At 47.6% G+C, this 20,317-nt stretch carries 9 protein-coding genes; 8 read left to right on the top strand and 1 reads right to left on the bottom strand.

Annotated features, from left to right (window positions below; genetic code table 11):
- Nucleotides 1-171 precede the first annotated feature (171 nt).
- From DWW91_RS03920 to DWW91_RS03885, 8 genes are all read left to right on the top strand, one after another.
- Nucleotides 172-2,700 (top strand): glycoside hydrolase family 9 protein, encoded by a 2,529-nt coding sequence (locus DWW91_RS03920; RefSeq protein ID WP_122327009.1) that lies wholly within the window; start codon nt 172-174, stop codon nt 2,698-2,700.
- Between the two features lie 41 nt (nt 2,701-2,741).
- Nucleotides 2,742-5,264: a glycoside hydrolase family 9 protein gene (locus tag DWW91_RS03915; protein WP_122327008.1), complete on the top strand. Its 2,523-nt coding sequence runs from the start codon at nt 2,742-2,744 to the stop codon at nt 5,262-5,264.
- Between the two features lie 29 nt (nt 5,265-5,293).
- Nucleotides 5,294-7,168 carry a hypothetical protein gene (locus DWW91_RS03910; protein ID WP_233584400.1) on the top strand — a complete coding sequence of 625 codons (1,875 nt, stop codon included), beginning with the start codon at nt 5,294-5,296 and terminating at the stop codon, nt 7,166-7,168.
- Between the two features lie 12 nt (nt 7,169-7,180).
- Nucleotides 7,181-9,568 (top strand): alpha-xylosidase, encoded by a 2,388-nt coding sequence (locus DWW91_RS03905; RefSeq protein ID WP_122327007.1) that lies wholly within the window; start codon nt 7,181-7,183, stop codon nt 9,566-9,568.
- A gap of 11 nt (nt 9,569-9,579) precedes the next feature.
- Nucleotides 9,580-12,399, top strand: coding sequence for a TIM-barrel domain-containing protein (locus DWW91_RS03900; RefSeq protein WP_122327006.1), 2,820 nt, complete (start codon nt 9,580-9,582; stop codon nt 12,397-12,399).
- A gap of 13 nt (nt 12,400-12,412) precedes the next feature.
- On the top strand, nt 12,413-14,914 hold the full coding sequence (locus DWW91_RS03895; RefSeq protein WP_122327005.1) for a sugar-binding domain-containing protein: 2,502 nt from the start codon (nt 12,413-12,415) through the stop codon (nt 14,912-14,914).
- Between the two features lie 10 nt (nt 14,915-14,924).
- Nucleotides 14,925-17,123 carry a glycoside hydrolase family 3 C-terminal domain-containing protein gene (locus DWW91_RS03890; protein WP_122327004.1) on the top strand — a complete coding sequence of 733 codons (2,199 nt, stop codon included), beginning with the start codon at nt 14,925-14,927 and terminating at the stop codon, nt 17,121-17,123.
- A gap of 188 nt (nt 17,124-17,311) precedes the next feature.
- Nucleotides 17,312-18,529, top strand: a complete 1,218-nt coding sequence (locus DWW91_RS03885; RefSeq protein ID WP_122327003.1) for a peroxiredoxin — start codon at nt 17,312-17,314, stop codon at nt 18,527-18,529.
- Nucleotides 18,530-18,709: 180 nt separating this feature from the next.
- Here the strand turns inward: DWW91_RS03885 and DWW91_RS03880 are convergent, their stop codons facing one another.
- Entirely contained in the window at nt 18,710-20,227 is a 1,518-nt protein-coding gene (locus DWW91_RS03880; RefSeq protein ID WP_009860174.1) for a potassium/proton antiporter, read from the bottom strand.
- Between the last annotated feature and the right edge of the window lie 90 nt (nt 20,228-20,317).

Here is a 20,317-nt window from a genome sequence, read left to right as displayed (position 1 = left end):
CGTTACTATCAAAATGACATTACCTTATCGGGTAAATCAGATTATTATAGCATGTATTTCGAATTACTTCACCGGGTAATATTTTTTAACATATCAAAAAGACGGTAAAATAACTTGTTGCATTTCATTATGCTATTTGGGATTGATAGGTCTTTATTAAATCTTATTCACATGAAACGAACACTTATCGGCATATATTTACTGGCTTCTGTCTTCTCCTTGACGGCTCAGGAGTTCAAGCTCAATTCATCCGGATACTTCAACAACGGGGGAGTAGATGTAATGTCGTTCAACGATTTCTATCCCGAAGGCCATCAGGGGGGCGTCAGCCTTATCATGCATGGTAACCGGATCGCTACCAACGGTGATATCCGTCTCGAAGCAACACCGGGACAATGGCAGCCGGTGCCAAAACAACAGGATCGCATTGTAGATAATACTTCCAACACGATCATCACGCGGCTTTCCTATCCCGATTCTTCCCGCCATATGACCGGTTTCAATCCGATGATTTATCCTGACCTCCAATTCAATTATACGGTCCGTGTAGAAGGGAAAGGCGGGGATATCGTAGTAACGGTCGACCTCGATCGACCCATCCCGGCAGACTTCGTAGGTAAGGTAGGTTTTAATCTCGAACTTTTTCCGGGCGATCTTTTCGGCAAACCCTGGATCATGGATGAACAGGACGGTATTTTCCCACAACAGCCTAACGGACCTACTTTAAATGTACGTTCCAATCATCAACATACCGGTGATTACTGTTCTTTTACAAAAGAAAGCGGCCTCTTGGCTGACCGGAAACAGCTGGCGAGAGACGGTTCGTCTTATAATCCCATCGTCGCCGACGATCTGATAGCCGAACCTTATGCGGTTGGACATTGTTTCACCGTCCGCCCTGACGATGCTTACAACAAATTTACCATCTTATCGGAAAACACAGAATTAAAACTATACGACGGACGTATGAACCATAATAACGGTTGGTTTGTCGTCCGCAGCGAAATTCCTGCCGGAGTGACGAAAGGCGCTGTCTGCTGGACTATCACTCCGAATGTAGTAAAAGATTGGCTGTATACGCCTGTTATCCAGACTTCACAGGTCGGTTACCACCCGGCGCAGCCGAAAGAGGCGATAATCGAGTTGGATAGCCGCGATAGCGCACGTCCTGAAGCTATATTATACCGTCTTACGGCAAAAGGAGAGGAGAAAATCCATGCCGTAGCCCCACAGCCGTGGGGAAACTTCCTGCGTTACAACTATCTTAAATTTGATTTCACGGACGTGAAGGAGGAAGGACTTTACCGGATTCGTTACGGAAACTCGGTCTCTTCTGTTTTCCGCATCGCCCGGAATATCTATGAACGGGGCGTATGGCAGCCGGTCCTGGAATATTTTCTTCCGGTACAAATGTGCCACATGCGGGTGAACGAAAAATATCGGGTCTGGCACGACTATTGTCATTTGGACGATGCCCGTATGGCTCCCGCCCTGAATCATATCGACGGATATACGCAGAATGCTTCGACTTTGACAAAGTATGCCCCGGGGGATATCGTTCCGGGATTAAATATCGGCGGATGGCATGATGCGGGTGATTTCGACCTGCGCGTAGAATCGCAAGCCGGTGAATCTTATATCCTGGCATTGGCTTATGAGGCTTTTCGCGAGGATTATGATGTCACCTCCATCGATCATCATAACCGGATCACCGAGATCCATCAGCCGGATGGTAAACCGGACCTGTTACAACAGGTCGAGAATGGTGCCTTAACCGTAGTGGGAGGCTATCGTGCCCTGGGCCGCCTGTATCGTGGAATTATTTGCAACGACCTGCGCCAGTATGTCATGCTGGGCGATGCCGGTGCCATGACCGACAATGTGATCGGTAATGCCGACGACCGCTGGGTATTCACCGAAGATAACCCTTCCCGCGAATTAAGCACTGCCGCCGCCCTGGCTGCCGTCTCCCGTGTGTTGAAAGGCTTTAACGACACCTTGAGCGTACAATCTTTGCAGGCCGCCCGCGAATTGTTTGATCGGACTCGTGTGACCGATCGTTCGGAAATAAATAAGTTACAGGCTGCCGTAGAACTTTATCTGGCAACTCACGAGGATGGATACAAAAAATATATCCTCGGCCAACAGAAACTGATCGTTGATAACATCGCCCGTACAGGCTGGTTTATTGGACGCGCCGATCAGGCCATCAAGGATAAAAAATTTGCAGAGAACATACGCAAGGCACTCGCCGTTTTCCGCCGCGAACTGGAAGAACAGAAAAAGGAAACCCCGTATGGTGTCCCTTATAAACCGAGCATTTGGGGGGCAGGCTGGGATATCCAGTCGTTCGGCTATCAACAGTATTTTCTCGTGCAGGCTTACCCTGACCTGTTTGGGTCGGAGTTGCTTTACAGCGCGCTCAACTTTGTGCTGGGTTGTCATCCGGGAAGCAATACCGCCTCTTTCGCTTCGGGTGTGGGAGCCAATTCAGCAACGGTAGCCTATGGGTTGAACCGTGCGGACTGGTCTTATATCCCCGGTGGTGTGATCTCCGGGACTGCCATGATCCGTCCGGACTTCCCCGAACTGCTGACTTTTCCTTTCCTCTGGCAACAGACAGAATATGTGATGGGAGGAGGTTCCTCGCACTATATGTTCCTGGTGCTCGCCGCCCGTCAGTTATTGGAAAACAAATAAGAGCTAACAAACAGATACCAACATATAAAAGAATACATATCATGAAGAACATATTGACAAGCATCGGCTTATTGGCATTGATACAATTCCAGCCTCTTCAGGCGCAGGAATTCAAACTCGATCCTGCCGGTTATCTTCGTAATGAAGGTGTAGACGTAATGGCTTTCAGCGATGTCTATCCGGAGGGCAAACAAACCGGCGTGACCATTATTATGAACAACAACCGTGTAGCCGCCAGTGGTGATATCCGCCTGGAGACCTCTCAGGGGCAGTGGCAACCGCTTCCCGTTCTGCGGAGCCGCCAGGTGAATGAGGCGGACAACAGCATAACCGTTACGTTAAGTTATCCCGATTCGTCCAGGCACATGACAGGTTTTAACCCGACCCTTTATCCGGATTTTGTATTCCGGTACACGATCCGTGTAGCAGGAGAGGGTGACGATGTCATCGTAACAGTCGACCTGGATACCCCCGTCCCTCAGAAATATGAAGGAAAAATAGGTTTTAACCTCGAGCTTTACCCGGGTTCCCTTCTGGGAAAACCCTGGATCATGGATCACAAGGTGGGTATTTTCCCTCCACAGGCGAATGGTCCGACAATCTCCTGCGAATCGAATACCCAATGGCTCGGCAACTTTAATCCGGAAGGAAAGGTCGACCTGAAACATCTTTTAGGTGACGGCACCTACAACCCGATGATTGCCGACGATATCATAGCCGCCCCTTATGCCCGTGGTAAGAAATTCACCATGAATCCGGCTGATCCTTACAACAAAGTGACGGTCCGTTCAGAAATCGGAGACTTGATCCTTTATGACGGACGTATGAATCATAACAACGGCTGGTTTGTTCTGCGGACAGAGATACCGGCGGGTGTTTCCAGGAACGCGATCAAGTGGGTAATCACTCCGAATGTAGTAAAAGACTGGCTGTATACGCCTGTAGTACAGACCTCGCAGGTTGGTTACCATCCAGATCAACCGAAGATAGCTGTGATCGAACTGGATAGCCGTGATAAGCAGATCGGTGAACCGGCTCTTTATAAAATTACGGATGCGGGTGAAGAGCTTATCCTGGACAGACCGGCACAGGAATGGGGTAAATTCTTGCGGTACAACTATCTCCGTTTCGACTTTTCGTCTATCCGAGAAGAAGGTTTGTATCAGGTTCGTTACGGTGAATCCGTTTCTTCTGTATTCCGTATTGCTGAAGACATTTATGAACGTGGCGTCTGGCAGCCGGAACTGGAGTACTTCCTGCCGATCCAGATGTGTCATATGCGGGTAAACGAAAAATACCGTGTCTGGCATGACCTTTGTCATATGGATGATGCCCGTATGGCTCCTGTGAACCTGAGCCATATCGACGGATATTCTTCAGGGCCGTCTACACTGATACAATACCAGCCGGGTGATATCGTACCCGGTCTGACCATCGGCGGCTGGCATGATGCCGGTGACTATGACCTCCGCGTGGAGTCACAGGCAGGAGAGGCTTATATCCTGGCATTAGCGTATGAACATTTCGGTATCGATTACGACGCGACAACGATCGACCATCATAAAAGGGTTACCGAGATCCATCAGCCGGACGGCAAACCGGACTTGTTGCAGCAGGTGGAGAACGGTGCATTGACCGTTGTGGCAGGTTATCGTGCTCTCGGACGTCTTTACCGCGGGATTATCTGTAACAGTGTCCGCCAGTATGTCCATCTGGGAGATGCCAGTGCCCACACCGACAATGTGACTGGAAATGAAGACGATCGTTGGGTATTCACAGAGGATAACCCGTATCGCGAACTGACGACTGCTGCCCAGTTATCAGCAATCTCCCGGGTTTTGAAAAACTTTAACGATACATTGAGTACACAGGCATTGGATGCAGCGAAAGAACTGTACCGGATCACCCGGACTGATGAGCGGACTAAAGGAGCTAAAATACATGCGGCAGTCGAACTGTATCTGACAACCGGTGATAATTCCTATAAGGAATATGTGCTGGCCGAACAGGATTATATCGTTCAGCACATCGATCGTCTCGGCTGGTTTATCGGTCGTTTCGATAAAGCGGTGAATGATAAGAAATTCTCGCAGTCTATCCGTAAAGCATTGGTTACCGTTCGTGACCAGTATGAGAAAATGAAGTTGCAGACTCCATACGGCGTTCCTGAAGATCGTGGAAACTTGAGTTCTGGTTCCTGGGATGTGCAGACTCTGGGTTATTATTACTGCTTCCTGCAGGATGCTTATCCTGATCTGTTCACACCAGACTATATTTTCAATGCAATCAACTTTATCCTGGGTTGCCATCCGGGAAGTAACACGGTCTCTTTTGCTTCCGGTATCGGAGCGAATTCGGCAACAGTGGCTTATGGGGTGAATCGCGCCGATGGTTCTTATATACCGGGTGGAGTTACTCCGGGAACAGTCCTGATCCGTCCCGACCTGCCGGAACTGGTGCCGTATCCGTTCATCTGGCAGGAAGGTGAGTATTGTATGGGAGGCGAGGCTTCTTACTTTATGTATATGGTATTGGCTGCCCGGAAGATACTGAATGATAAATAGGATTGTAAAACGCATTTATTTCAATGAATATGAAACGAATATATTATCTTCTGTCAGTATTGCTGATCTCCTCTTCCATTTTTGCCGGTAATTACCGGAGCTTCAAAGTCTCGGTTTATACCCGTGCATATGAGGTAGAGAAGATGAAAGATCTTGCGTGGCTGGACTCCACCTGGAATATAATCTCTCAACAGGTAAAGGTCGATAAAATCTATTTGGAGACGCACCGTGACCTGTTGATCGTTCCCGATGAAACCCTGGAACAGGCAAAGAAGTACTTCCTCGACCGGGGAATCGAAGTGGGTGGCGGCATCACCTATACGATCAATGAAGCGAATAACTTTGAAACCTTCTGTTATTCCGATCCCGAACATCGGAAGATGGTACAGGAAATAGCTGAACATACAGCCAGGCATTTCGATGACTTTATCCTGGATGATTTTTTCTTTACCAGCTGTAAATCGGATATAGAAATCAAGGCCAAAGGCAGTCAGAGCTGGAGTGATTACCGCACTAAACTGATGACTGAAGCCGGTCAGACGTTGGTTCTGAAACCGGCAAAGAAAGTCAATCCGAATGTAAAGGTGATTATCAAATATCCGAACTGGTACGATCATTTCCAGGGATTGGGATTCGATCTGAAGAACGGTCCTCGGTTGTTTGACGGTGTATGGACCGGAACGGAAACCCGTGATCCGGGTAATGCACAGCATTTGCAAAATTACCTGAGCTATAACGTGGTTCGGTATTATGAGAATCTGCGCCCCGGTCATAACGGAGGTGGTTGGGTGGATGCCGGTGGTTCCGAACTGGGGATGGACCGGTATGCAGAACAACTTTGGCTGACCATGTTCGCCAAAGCCCCTGAAATGATCCTTTTTGCCTATAACCAACTGCTGGATGTAAAGATCAAACCGGAGCACCGTACTCCCTGGCAGGGACAAGGAACCAGTTTTAATTACGATGACATGATAAAGCCGGTCAGATCAGCCGACGGACAACAGGTGCAGCCAACTACGATTGCCCGTGCAGCCGGTGTGACTTTCGAACAAATAGATAAGTTTGTCCATAAGCTCGGGAAGCTGGTCGGGATCAAGTCTTACAAACCTTATCATTCGCTGGGGGATGACTTTCTTCCGAATTATCTGGGAATGATCGGCCTGCCGATGGATATGTATCCCGAATTCCCGACAGATCAGCAAGTTGTTTTGCTGACTGAACAGGCTAAATATGATCCGGTGCTGCTTCCAAAGATGAAGGCTCAGTTACAGAAAGGCGGAGATATAGTGATTACCAGTAACCTGTTGAAAGCTATACCGGAACAGATCGCCGAAATTGCTGAATTGCGTTGTTCGGATCTGAAAGCATTGGTGAATGATTTCGGGCCATTGGGTAAATCCGGTCGGGACCTGTTGATCCCTCAGGTTCGTTACCAGACAAACGATGCCTGGGAGCTGGCAAGTGCCGGACGTCCCCTCGAAGGTGGTGTCAGTGGATATCCGATGTTACTTCGGGCTCTTTATTCGAAAGGTAGTTTGTATGTGATCACTATTCCGGACGATATGGGAAATCTATACGATCTTCCCGAAGGCGTACTGAATATATTTCGCCGGGTGATGAGTCAGGATCTGCCTGTACATATCGAGGCTCCGTCGAAGGTGAGCCTGTTTCTTTATGATAACGGGACATTCATTGTGGAATCATTCAATGATGAGCCTGTCACAATCCGAGTGATCACAGATGAAGGAGTAAAGCAACTGACTGATATCGTCGACGATTCCGTTGTGATTCCAGTGAGTGAAGAAACTTCATCCAAGAGAGTTCGTCATTACCAAAAAGAGGAAAAGAACCAGTCCTTCCGCCTGACGCTTATGCCTCATTCATACCGTGTATTTAAATATTAAACAAGATAAATCATGAAAAATAAGAATCTATTTCTAGCATTGACCCTCGCTGCCCTGGGAGGACTTTCCGGACAGTCGCAGGCACAGCTTCAGATTAATTCGGGTTCACAGTATCTGATGAACCAGGCGAGAGATATGAGCACCGATTTCGGTGACTTCACCAACATCTTTTTCTTTGCAGATGAATTGTCATCATTTGATGTAGCAAAAGCCAGCGGTACCGTTCGATGGAAACGGTACACGCTGGAAAGCCGCCAGGCGTTCAATACAAATACCGTATTGCCTGTACCGCTGAAAATGCAGGATTTCCCTTTTACAGCTTATGTAAATGATCCCGAATTAAGATTCTCTATCGACTTCGTCTCTCCCCGTACGGTCCGTGTCCGGATGTTAACGACACCGGTGGAACCGAAGGATGAAACATCCCTGATGCTTGCCAAAGAACCGGGCAAAGACAGCTCCTGGAAGGGAACAGAAACGGGGAATGCCGTGACATATGCAAATGCCAACGGTAGTATAACCATCGAAAAGAACCCCTGGCGTATCGTTTTGCGTGATGCGAATGGCAAGGTCATGACGCAGACCCGTACATTGCATGATAACGACTCGACTCAGGCTAAGGTTGTCCCGTTCAATTTTATCAAACGTGGGTCGGATAATAGCCGGAGCATTAATCCTGTATTCTCGCTGGCTCCGAACGAAAAGATTTTCGGTTGCGGTGAGTCTTTCGGCCCTCTGAATAAAGTGGGACAGAGAGTACACCTGTTTGTAACCGACCCCCAGGGACCTGAAACCGACCAGCAATATAAACCTATCCCCTTCTTTATGAGTAACCGCGGCTATGGAATGTTCATGCATACCTCCGCCCCGGTGACCTGCGACTTTGGTGCGACCAATATCAATGTCAATAAGCTGTTCATGGGGGATGAGACAATGGACTTTTTCGTTTTCTTCGGAGAACCGAAAGATATTCTGAATGAATATACGGAGATTGTGGGTAAGCCGGGAATGCCGCCTCTGTGGTCGTTCGGAACCTGGATGAGCCGCATCACTTATTTCTCCCAGAAAGACGGATACGACGTAGCAGAAAACCTGCGTAAGCATAAGATCCCCTCTGATGTGATTCACTTTGATACCGGCTGGTTTGAAACCGACTGGCAGTGCGATTACCAGTTTGCTCCGAACCGCTTCTCCGATCCGCAACTGATGTTGGATGATCTGATAAATAAAGGCTTCCATACTTGTTTGTGGCAGTTGCCTTATTTCACGCCGAAGAACCGTTTCTTTAGCGAGCTGATTGAAAAGGACCTGTATGTGAAGAATGGTAAAGGAGAACTTCCTTATGAAGATGTTGTATTGGATTTCTCCAATCCGAATACGGTTAAGTGGTACCAGGACAAACTGGCCAACCTGATCAAGATGGGGGTAGGTGCTATCAAGGTCGATTTCGGTGAAGCTGCTCCGTTCAATGGCATCTATGCTTCCGGTAAGAGCGGGTTTTATGAGCATAATCTTTATCCGTTGAGGTACAACAAGGCTGTTGCCGATATTATCAATGAAGTACATGGCGAAAATATTATCTGGGCGCGTAGTGCCTGGGCAGGCTCACAGCGTTACCCGTTGCATTGGGGCGGTGATGCCGAGAATACAGATATGGGTATGCTGGGAACATTGCGTGGCGGTCTGTCGTTCGGTTTGAGCGGATTCTCTTTCTGGAGCCATGATATCGGAGGTTTTGTAACATCTACTCCGGAAGAACTCTATCGCCGCTGGTTGCCGCTGGGATTCCTATGCTCCCACACCCGTGCACACGGTGCACCTCCTACAGAACCCTGGCTGTATAATGAAGGTTTCCTGAAAGCTTTCCGCCAGAATGCGGAATTGAAGTATAAACTGATGCCGTATATCTATGCACAGGCAAAAGAATGTACGGAGAAAGGTCTTCCGATGATGCGTGCTCTCTTTGTGGAATACCCGCATGATGCCGGTGCATGGTTGGTTGAAGATGAATATCTGTTCGGTAGTCAGATGCTGGTTGCTCCGATGATGGAGAGCGGTATGGAACGCGATGTCTATCTTCCGGAGGGGAAATGGATTGATTACCAGACCGGAAAAGTCTACACAGGTGGCTGGCATACGATCCTGGTCGGAACGGTACAGGCGGTTATTCTGGTACGCGACGGCTCTGTGCTTCCTCATATCAAACTGGCGCAGAATACCGGAGAAATGGATTGGAGCCAGATTGAACTGAAGGTATATGCCGCCGATGCTTCCGAAGCAACCGGTTTGGTGTGCCTGCCGTCCGACAATCAGCTTCATCCGTTGACTGTCTCTGTAAAGGGGCATCAGGTGAAAGCCGACGGCCTGGAAGGAAAAGTGAAATTTAAAGTGACAGACTAATAAGATAGAATATGAAACAAGCGATTGTATGTCTTACTTTCGGAACGCTGTTGTTCTCTGCCTGCCATTCGGATGCTGTCCGACAGACAGAGAACGGGATAATCGTCCCGATTACTTCCGGCGAGACTAAAGCCGTTAAGCTGGAAGTGATTACCGACGATGTAATCCGGGTGATGGCATCGCCAACAGGCATATTTGAAGAAAGTGCAAATCTGATCAAAGATACGCGTCAGCTACCTGTCCCTACGTTTGAGATCACCCGGAGCGGAGATACCATCACGCTTGGAACAGCTACTTTACAGGCTCGTCTATTACAGAGAACAGGTGAAGTCTGGTTCACGGATAAAGCAGGGAACCTGATCCTCCGTGAACAGAATGGAGGTGGGAAAGAATTCACCCCGGTACGGGTGGAAGGAACCAATGGCTATTCGTTCCGTCAGGTTTTTGAAAATGACGAAGAGGAAGGATTGTACGGTCTGGGGCAACATCAGAGCGACGAGTTCAATTATAAAGGAAAAAACGAAGAACTGTTCCAGTACAATACGAAAGTAAGCGTTCCTTTTATCGTTTCCACCAAAGGGTATGGAATACTCTGGCATAATTATTCCCTGAGTCGTTTCGGGGATAAACGCCCTTATGCGGAACTGGCCGATGTCTTTAAACTGTATGATAAGGAAGGACAGGCGGGTGCATTGACTGCAACTTATTATAAGGATCGGACCTCTTCGGTACAACCTTTGATCCGAAAAGAGGACAAAATCAATTATGAAGATCTGGTAACGATCAAGAATTTCCCGGAGAAATTTCCATCCAATGAGGCTTATGCCACCTGGGAAGGAGAGATAGAACCTACAGAAAGTGGTGTACATCATTTCAAACTACATTATGCCGGATATACGAAAGTCTTTATCGATGGGAGAGAAGTGGTCGCCGAACGCTGGCGTACAGCCTGGAACCCGAACGATTATAAAACCAAAGTCCGTCTGGAAAAAGGGAAACGTTATCCGATCCGGATCGAATGGCTTCCGGATGGCGGTGTCTCTTATTTGGGATTGAAGGTGCTGAGTCCGTTGCCCGAAGCCGAACAGAACCGTTTGGCTTTCTGGAGCGAAATGGGCGACCAGATCGACTATTACTTTATCAACGGTAAAAACATGGATGACGTAATCAGCGGCTACCGCACCGTGACAGGTAAAAGCCAGGTCATGCCTAAATGGGCAATGGGCTATTGGTTAAGCCGCGAACGTTATAAGACACAGGAAGAATTGCTCACGGCACTGGATGAATACCGCCGGCGGCAGGTTCCGTTGGACGTGATCGTTCAGGACTGGAGCTACTGGCCGGAGGATGCCTGGGGAAGCCATGAGTTCGATAAGGAACGTTTCCCCGATCCGGCAGGTATGATTAAGGAGATACACGATAAGGATGCCCGTTTCATGATCTCCGTATGGCCTAAATTCTATGCGACGACAGAGCATTATAAGGAACTGGACCAACTCGGAGCGATGTATCAGCAAGCGATTAAAGACAGCATCCGCGATTGGATCTATCCGGGATATATCGGCTCTTTCTATGATGCCTATAACCCGGAAGCCCGCAAACTGTTCTGGGATCAGATGAACGAACATCTCTACAGCCTGGGTGTCGATGCCTGGTGGATGGATGCTTCCGAACCGAACGTACAGGATAATACGGATATGGAGTATCGCAAGAAACTGTGCGGACCGACTTATCTGGGACCTTCTACCAAATATTTTAATGCTTATGCGCTGATGAATGCGGAAGCTATCTACGACGGACAGCGTGGTGTGAATCCGGATAACCGTGTCTTCCTGCTGACCCGTTCGGGGTTTGCCGGACAGCAACGTTATTCGACGGCAACCTGGAGCGGCGATATCGGTACCCGTTGGGAAGATATGAAAGCCCAGATCAGTGCGGGACTGAACTTTGCCATGTCGGGTGTTCCTTACTGGACGATGGATATCGGTGGTTTCTGTGTAGAAAAACGGTATGAACATGCGAAAGAGGGCAGTGAAGACCTGAACGAATGGCGCGAATTGAATACCCGTTGGTATCAGTTCGGAGCGTTCTGCCCGTTATTCCGCAGTCACGGTCAGTATCCGTGCCGCGAAATATACAATATAGCTCCCGAAGGAACACTGACGTATAAGTCCATGAAATATTATACCGAACTGCGTTACCGTCTGATGCCTTATATCTACAGCCTGGCTGGTATGACTTATTTCAACGACTACACGATTATGCGTGCTCTGGTAATGGATTATGCAGATGATAAGAATACCTATAATATCGACGATCAGTTTATGTTCGGTCCTGCTTTTATGGCTTGTCCGGTTCATCAGTATAAGAAACGTGACCGGGAAGTCTATTTCCCTGCCGGAACCTGGTATGACTATTATACGGGCAAGAGCATTACCGGAGGAACTTCCGGCACAGTGTCTGCGCCTTATGAACAAATGCCATTGTTTGTGCGTGGCGGTTCTATCATTCCAACTGGAAAGTTGATACAGTCGACAGCCGAGCAACAGAAAGACCTGACGGTGTATGTGTATACCGGGACGGATGCTTCTTTCTCCTTGTATGAGGATAATGGAATTACCTACGCTTACGAGAAAGGAGAGTACAGTACCATACCGCTTTCTTATAAAGAGTCCGGTAAGGAATTAACGATCGGTGACCGTTCCGGTTCTTTCCCCGAAATGGCGGCAGAACGGAACATAAAGGTTATCTTTGTGACACCTGAATATCCGGCAGGAAAAGAAACTTCTGCCGTCTATAAAGGTGAACAGTTAACCATTTCGTTACCCTGATAAACTATAGCGTATGAAACAAATAGCAATTGTATTCCTGAGCCTGTTGCTGGCGGCCTGTTCGGCCGGCCCGCAGGGGCGTGAGAGAACCTCCTTTAACAACGACTGGCTATTCTCGCTGACAGACAACCAGGCGGATCTTTCCGCTCCGGATGCCGACGATACCGGCTGGAGGCAACTGAACCTTCCGCATGACTGGAGCATCGAAGCAGATTTCTCCAAAGAGAATCCGGCGACACCCGGGGGCGGAGCCTTGCCCGGCGGTATGGGTTGGTACAGGAAGCATTTCAAGATACCGGAAAGTGACCGGGGAAAGCAGGTCTATATCGACTTCGACGGTGTTTACCGTTGCAGTAAAGTATGGCTGAACGGTCATCTGCTGGGATTCCGTCCGAACGGATATATCTCGTTCCGTTATGATATGACTCCTTATCTGAAATACGGTCAGGAGGAGAATGTACTGGTTGTACAGGCTAACAACTCGCAACAACCTAACTCACGCTGGTATTCGGGATCAGGTATCTACCGGAATGTCTGGTTGGTTAAAACCGGTCAGGTTCATGTGGATCAGTACGGAGCGAATATTACAACTCCGGATGTCGCACAGGAGAGGGCGACGGTAATGATTGAAACGACACTGAAGAATACTTATGCAGCTGCAGTTACTGCCGAATTGACGACAATCATTAAAGCCCCTTCTGGAAAAGTTATTGCACATACCTCTCTTTCGGTCGAACTACCCGAGAACGGTAGTGATATTATTAAACAGACTCTTGAGGTAAAAGCCCCTGAATTGTGGGGAATAAAAAATCCCGCATTATATACTGCTGTAACTGAAGTAAGATCTGGAAATCAACTGACCGACCGATATGAAACAACCTTCGGTATCCGTACTTTCCGGTGGGATGAGGCAACCGGTTTTTATCTGAACGGAGAACCGACAAAGGTGTTGGGTGTTTGTCTGCATCATGACCTGGGATGCCTGGGTACGGCCGTTAATAAACGTGCGATCGAGCGTCAGTTACAGATAATGAAAGATATGGGTGTCAATGCGATCCGTACCAGCCATAACCCACCGGCTCCCGAATTACTGGAACTATGCGACCGGATGGGACTGCTGGTACAGGATGAGTCGTTCGATATGTGGAGAAAACGAAAATCACCTTACGATTATGCACAATACTTTGACGAATGGCATGAACGGGACCTGACCGACCAGATCAAGCGTGACCGTAACCATGCCTCCGTTTTCATGTGGAGTATCGGAAATGAGGTACTTGAACAATGGTCGCATGCGGATGCCGATACACTGAGCCTGCAGGAAGCGAACCTGATCCTGAATGCCGGTCATAAGATAGATCCGGCTTTGCTGGAGGATAGCACAATGAGTGTCCAGTCGTTGATCACGATCGCTTTGGCTGATATTGTCAGAAAGTTGGATACTACCCGTCCGGTAACGGCCGGAAATAACGGTGTAGATCCCACCAACCATCTATTCCGTTCCGGGGCGCTCGATGTCTACGGGTTCAACTATCATGAAAAGGATTTTGCACCTTTCCCGCAGGTCTATCCCGGAAAGAAGCTGATCGTCAGTGAATCGACTTCGGCATTGATGACACGCGGCTATTATCAGATGCCGTCCGACGAAATGTATATTTGGCCTGAGTCATGGGATAAACCTTTCGACCGTCCGGAACACCTGTGTTCTTCATATGATAACTGCCATGTCCCTTGGGGCTCTACGCACGAAGTGACCTGGTACGAAGTGAAACGCTTGCCGTATGCCTCCGGTATGTTTATCTGGACTGGTTTTGATTATTTGGGCGAACCGACTCCTTACTGGTGGCCGAGCCGCAGCAGTTTCTTCGGCGTTGTAGACCTGGCCGGGTTCCCGAAAGATGTCTATTATATGTACCGGAGTGAATGGACCGACCAGCCGACTTTGCACCTGTTCCCGCACTGGAACTGGAAGGAAGGGGAGATGGTGGATATCTGGGCCTATTATAACCAGGCGGACGAAGTGGAACTCTTCCTGAACGGAAAGAGTCTGGGGGCAAGGAGTAAAAACGATAGTACGTTCCATGTCTCCTGGCGCGTACCGTTCACACCGGGTACACTGAAAGCCGTATCCCGCAAAGCTGGTCAGGAAGTCCTGGCGCAGGAAATCCATACTGCGGGCGAAGCGGCTCAGCTGACATTGATTCCTGATCGTTCCGTTATACAGGCGGACGGCACAGACCTTTCCTTCATAACCGTTGAGGTAAGGGATAAAGAAGGAAACCTGGTTCCCCGTGCGAATAACCTGCTCCGTTTTTCCGTAGAAGGTGACGGTTTTATCGCAGGAACTGATAACGGTGACCAGAATGATCCGAACAGTTTGAAGAAACCGGAGCGGAATGCTTTCTATGGAAAAGCCCTTGTCGTGGTGCAGAACACAGGCAGGAAAGGCGTTATCCGTGTAAAAGCGACAGCCGACGGATTGCCGGATGCCGTAACAGAGATTAAAGTTCAATAAATTAGTAAACATGAAGAAACTGATAACTATGGCTGTGCTTTCCTTTTGTATGACCGCTGCGGTATCGGGTGCACAGCCCTCAGATAAAGACGATCAGCAGATCGAGAAACGGATTGAGAAGCTGGTCCGTAAGATGACATTGGAAGAAAAGGTTAGTTTGTTACACGGGAACTCTAAATTCTACGTCTCGGAGATTAAACGCCTGGGCATTCCCGAATGGAGCCTGAGTGACGGTCCGCACGGGGTCCGCGCGGAAATCAACCGGCACGACTGGGGCTATGCCAACTGGACGACCGACTCGTCCACCTATTTCCCAACCGGTACTGCCTTTGCAGCCGCCTGGAATCCGGAACTGGCCTATTACCGGGGAGAAGTGTTGGGGGAAGAAGCCCGGTGGCGTAAGAAAGACGTCTTGCTCGGCCCCGGTGTAAATATCATCCGTAGCCCGTTGTGCGGACGTAACTTCGAATATATGAGTGAAGATCCTTATCTGAACTCGGTTCTGGCTGTTCAGTATATTCAAGGATTGCAGAGCCGTGATGTCGCTTGCAGCGTGAAACATTTTGCCCTGAATAACCAGGAAACGAACCGGACGACCGTTGAGGTAGAATGTAGCGAGCGTGCCCTTCGTGAAATCTATTTGCCGGCCTTCAAAGCGGCTGTACAGGAAGGCGGTGCTCTGACTGTGATGGCTGCCTATAATAAGTATCTGGGTGATTGGTGTGCTGAAAATAAATATCTGGCCCGTGATATTCTTCGCGACGAATGGGGATTTAAAGGCGTTTATGTTACCGACTGGGGTGCTGCGCATAGTACGGTCAAATCAGCAATTGCCGGTCTCGACCTGGAAATGGGTACCAATATCGAAAACTACGATGACTGGTATTTTGCCAATCCTTTGATCGAAGCGGTTAAAAAGGGAGAGATACCCGAAAGCCTGGTAGATGAAAAGGTCAGAAATGTACTTCGTGTAATGATCAAGACAAAGCTTCTGGACCCGAAGAAACGTTTTAACCAGGGTTCCATCAATACGCCGGAACACCAGCAGGCCGCTTATCAGGCTGCTGCCGAAGCCATTGTATTGTTAAAGAACAAGGAAGATTTGTTACCGCTGAACGTCTCTTCTGTTAAAAGCATTGCCGTAATTGGTGATAATGCCACCCGTAAACATTCGAACGGCGGATTGAGTTCGGAGATCAAGGCTTTATATGAAATAACTCCGCTGGAAGCAATCCGCACAAAGTTGGGCGACCGTGTAAAGGTCAACTACGCACAAGGATATGAAAAACTTTCCACCTTTATCGAGGGAAGCAATAACGGACAAAACGCTGGGAGCTTTACCGATGGCAACCAACTGAATGAAGAATTGTTGAAAGAGGCGGTGGAGACTGCCCGCAATAGTGATGTAGCTATTGTTATAGGTGGTTTGAATCATGACTATGACACGGAATCATCCGACCGCCAATATATGGAACTTCCTTACGGGCAGGTCCAGCTGATTCAGGAGGTCGTGAAAGCCAACCCCAGAACGATTGTGGTGATTGTTGCCGGCTCTCCGGTCAATATGGCGGCATTGGATATTTGTGCGCCCTCGATTTTGTGGGCATGGTATAACGGTATGGAAGGCGGTAACGCTTTGGTAGATGCCATCACTGGTAAGGTAAATCCCAGTGGCAAAATGCCGTTTACAACACCTGTTGCATTGGAGCAGTCACCCGATGTCGCTTTGGGTAATTTCCCGGGAAGAGACCTGAAAGTGAAATATGAGGAAGATATCCTGGTCGGTTATCGTTGGTATGACACGAAACAGTTACCGGTTGTTTATCCCTTCGGATATGGATTATCTTATACGGACTTTTCTTTTGCCGGTTTATCTACCGATAAGAAAAGCTACGGACCGGATGAAACGGTCAAAGTAACTTTCACTCTGACTAATACCGGGAAAAGAGATGGGGCAGAGGTTGCCCAGCTTTATGTAAGCGACCCGGAATGTTCCGTTATGCGTCCGGTAAAAGAATTGAAAGGCTTTAAAAAGGTATTCCTGAAAGCTGGTGAAAGTAAGCAGGTCGAGATCGATATCCCGATAAGTTCTCTGGCATTTTATAGTGAAGCACAGAAACAGTTTGTGGTAGAACCGGGTACTTTCATATTGAACCTGGCTACTTCTGCACATGATATAAAGGCTGATACTTCTATTGAAGTCCGTTAGTATTCAGCCTGTTAATTAAAGAAAGGGTCTGTAGCCGTATTATTGGTTACAGGCTTTTTTGTTATGGATAACTACGTAATATTCCTTGTTTAATATAATTTAATTGTTTATTTATCATGTAAATACGATGTTGTCGTATATTTGCGTACATATCGTAGTAGAGAACATATAGTATTAATAATTATACCATGAGAACAAAATTGTTATTTATCGTTCTCTTTTTGTCAGCAGTAATGACGGGGAACGGAACGGAGGACAGGAGTGAATACTTAAGAAAAGTATTAGATAATTTGGAGAAGATAAAAACGGCTACTTACCGTTTGCAGAGTGAAGCTTGGGAACCGGGCGACACAATACCAGGCTATTCTGTCTATACATTTGTAGAAGAATATGATAATCCGGCAGACACTGCGGTAGGAGCCAGTTATACGGACTATTCGGATGCTGAGAAAAAGCAAATAAGTTCCTGTTATGATGGGTATGTACGTCTATCCTTTTACCATGACAAACACGGAGTTATGGTTGATGATTTTACTCGCAGAAACCTGTCTTTCAGACTGGTAGGCGTAGGAACTCCTTATTTCAACTATGCGAAGAATATTATTAAATATGTGCTGACAACCCAGGACAGTATCTCCGTGGACATGAAAGATTGCGGAGATGAATATCTGCTTAGTTTGGTTATTAACGAAGATGTACAAGTTGAATTTTTCGGACGACCTTACCATCTTCCCAAGCCGCCGTTCTACCAAGACCCGACTTCCATATATGAGGTACACATCCGTAAATCGGATAATTTACCCTACAAGGTCAGAAGAGAAATGTCACATAACATAACTGAATATACTTATATAGAAGGCCAGTTTAATACACTGAGCGCTAAAGGAATTACTGCCTCCGACTACATCCCGGCAGATTACGAGGTCAGAGAATATGGCAAGAAATATGACACCAAGCCAGAGGTAAATATTACTGGTCAAAAAGCTCCCGATTGGACTTTGACGGATACCAAAGATCTGCAAGTCTCATTGTCGGACCTGAGTAGTAAAGTCATTGTAATGGAATTTACCGGAATCGGTTGCGGCCCTTGCGCAGCTTCTATCCCTTTCCTGAATAAATTGAAAGAGACATACAGCGCAGAACAACTGACGGTTCTTGCCGTTGAAATCTGGAATCGGAAAATGCCGTCACTTCAGAATTATGCAAATAGACAACATATAAACTACTTGTTTCTTGCCGGTAACGATGAAATAGTGAATACTTATCTGAATGGCGACCGAGGCGTTCCTTTTTTCTTCATACTGGATGAGAACAGAGTTATAAAACGAATCATAAAAGGTTATAATCTGGAACATACCGGGAAAGAAATAACCCAAGCAATAGATGAGCTATTAAAATCGAACTAGTGTCATTGAAAAAGTACTCGAGAACGAGAAAACGTCTTCAGGAAGTTGTTCAATTCCTCTCCAGGTGTTTCACCTATTTTCTCCAGGTGAAACAAAAGTTTCTTTGGCGGGAAACAAAAGTTTCTCCCGCAAGAAACAAGGGTTTCCTCGGGAGAAACGAAGATTCAGATTATAGTAATATTAATTCTTTGTCAGCGTATAATCCGTAATCCCCAGTGCCTCATAAGCCTGGAGCAACGCTTCGTCGTTATCGGAGATCATCAGTAACTTATCGTTTTCCATAAGAACCGTATTCCCTTTAGGGATGAAATAACGTCCGTCGCGCATCACCATAACCGCCAGTGTATGGTCGGGCAGGGTAAGCTCCATCAGTTTATTCCCATGCGTAAGCACTTCCGGAGTGATGTCGATTTCACTCATCGCGCTCTTGATGCCTTCCGGCAGTTCGATACCGAATACATCTTTTCGTTCCGGTTCGTCGATCATATCCAGCCATTTGGCAGCCTGTGTTACGGTAGTGCCTTGTATCAGCAACGAAAGGATGGTGATAAAGAATACCACATTGAATATCAGTCCGGCGTGTTCTATTCCCGCAATCATCGGATAAGTGGCGAAGATGATCGGTACGGCACCGCGCAGCCCTACCCATGATATATACAACTTCCCTTTAAAGGAGAAGTTTTTATAAGGAATCAGGCAAAGGAACACGCTGATCGGACGGGCGAAGATAATCATGAAGATACCGATCGTTAACCCGATGGGGGCCACCGGCAGCAGTTCGTGCGGGTTGACAAGCAATCCGAGCGTAAGGAACATCACGATCTGCCATAACCAGGCAAAACCGTCGAAGAACGTACCGATACTCTTTTTATGTACAATCTTGGCATTTCCTACCACCAAGCCGGCTATATATACGGCCAGGTAGCCGTTTCCTTTACATAGTGTAGTGGCGGCAAAAGTAAAGAATGCAGTAGCCAACAGCAGGATCGGATACAACGATTCGTTGTCAATATCTATCTTGTTGATGATAAATACAGCTATCTTTCCTAACAGAAAACCAGCAATAGCACCCACTGACAGCTGGATAACCAGCGATAAGGCAGCATCAGCCAGGTTCATCCCTGCCGTCTGGATATAAGCGATCAGTAACAAAGTCAGCATGTACGCCATCGGGTCGTTACTACCACTTTCCAACTCCAATGTCGGACGAAGCCGTTCTTTCAGGTACACCCCTTTGCTTCGCAGGATAGAGAATACGGAAGCCGAATCGGTTGACGACATGACGGCCGCCATCAACAGCGACTCCGGAAGTGTCAGCGTCTCGTAGCCGGTGACCAGTTTGGACAAGTAATAGATGAAACCACCCGTTATAAAGGTGGTAGCCAATACCCCGATCGTCGCAAGTATAACCCCTTGTGGAGCAATCGGTTTTACTTCTGATATCTTCGTGTCCATACCACCCGAGAACAGGATGATACTCAAAGCCAGCATACCGATAAACTGTGCCGCATTGGGATTACTGAACTGGATACCCAGTCCGTCACTGCCGAACAACATACCGACTCCCAGGAATAATAACAAGGCGGGGAGTCCGAAACGATAACCTGCCTTACCGGCGAAAATACTGAAAAAAAGAATGACGGAAGCAATCAACAAGATTCCCTCCGCATTATGTAAAATGTCTAAGTCGTGGAACATAAGCGGAAACGGTTTACTCTAAATTATCTTTCAAAATAACGAAAAAAAACTGAAACTACAATGGTTTGAATGCCGAAAAAACAAGCTTAT

Source organism: Parabacteroides sp. AF17-3, from assembly GCF_003635445.1.
Taxonomy (GTDB): Bacteria; Bacteroidota; Bacteroidia; order Bacteroidales; family Tannerellaceae; genus Parabacteroides; species Parabacteroides goldsteinii.
Note: the sequence above shows the minus strand (reverse complement) of the source record. Positions and strands in the feature narration are given on the sequence as shown.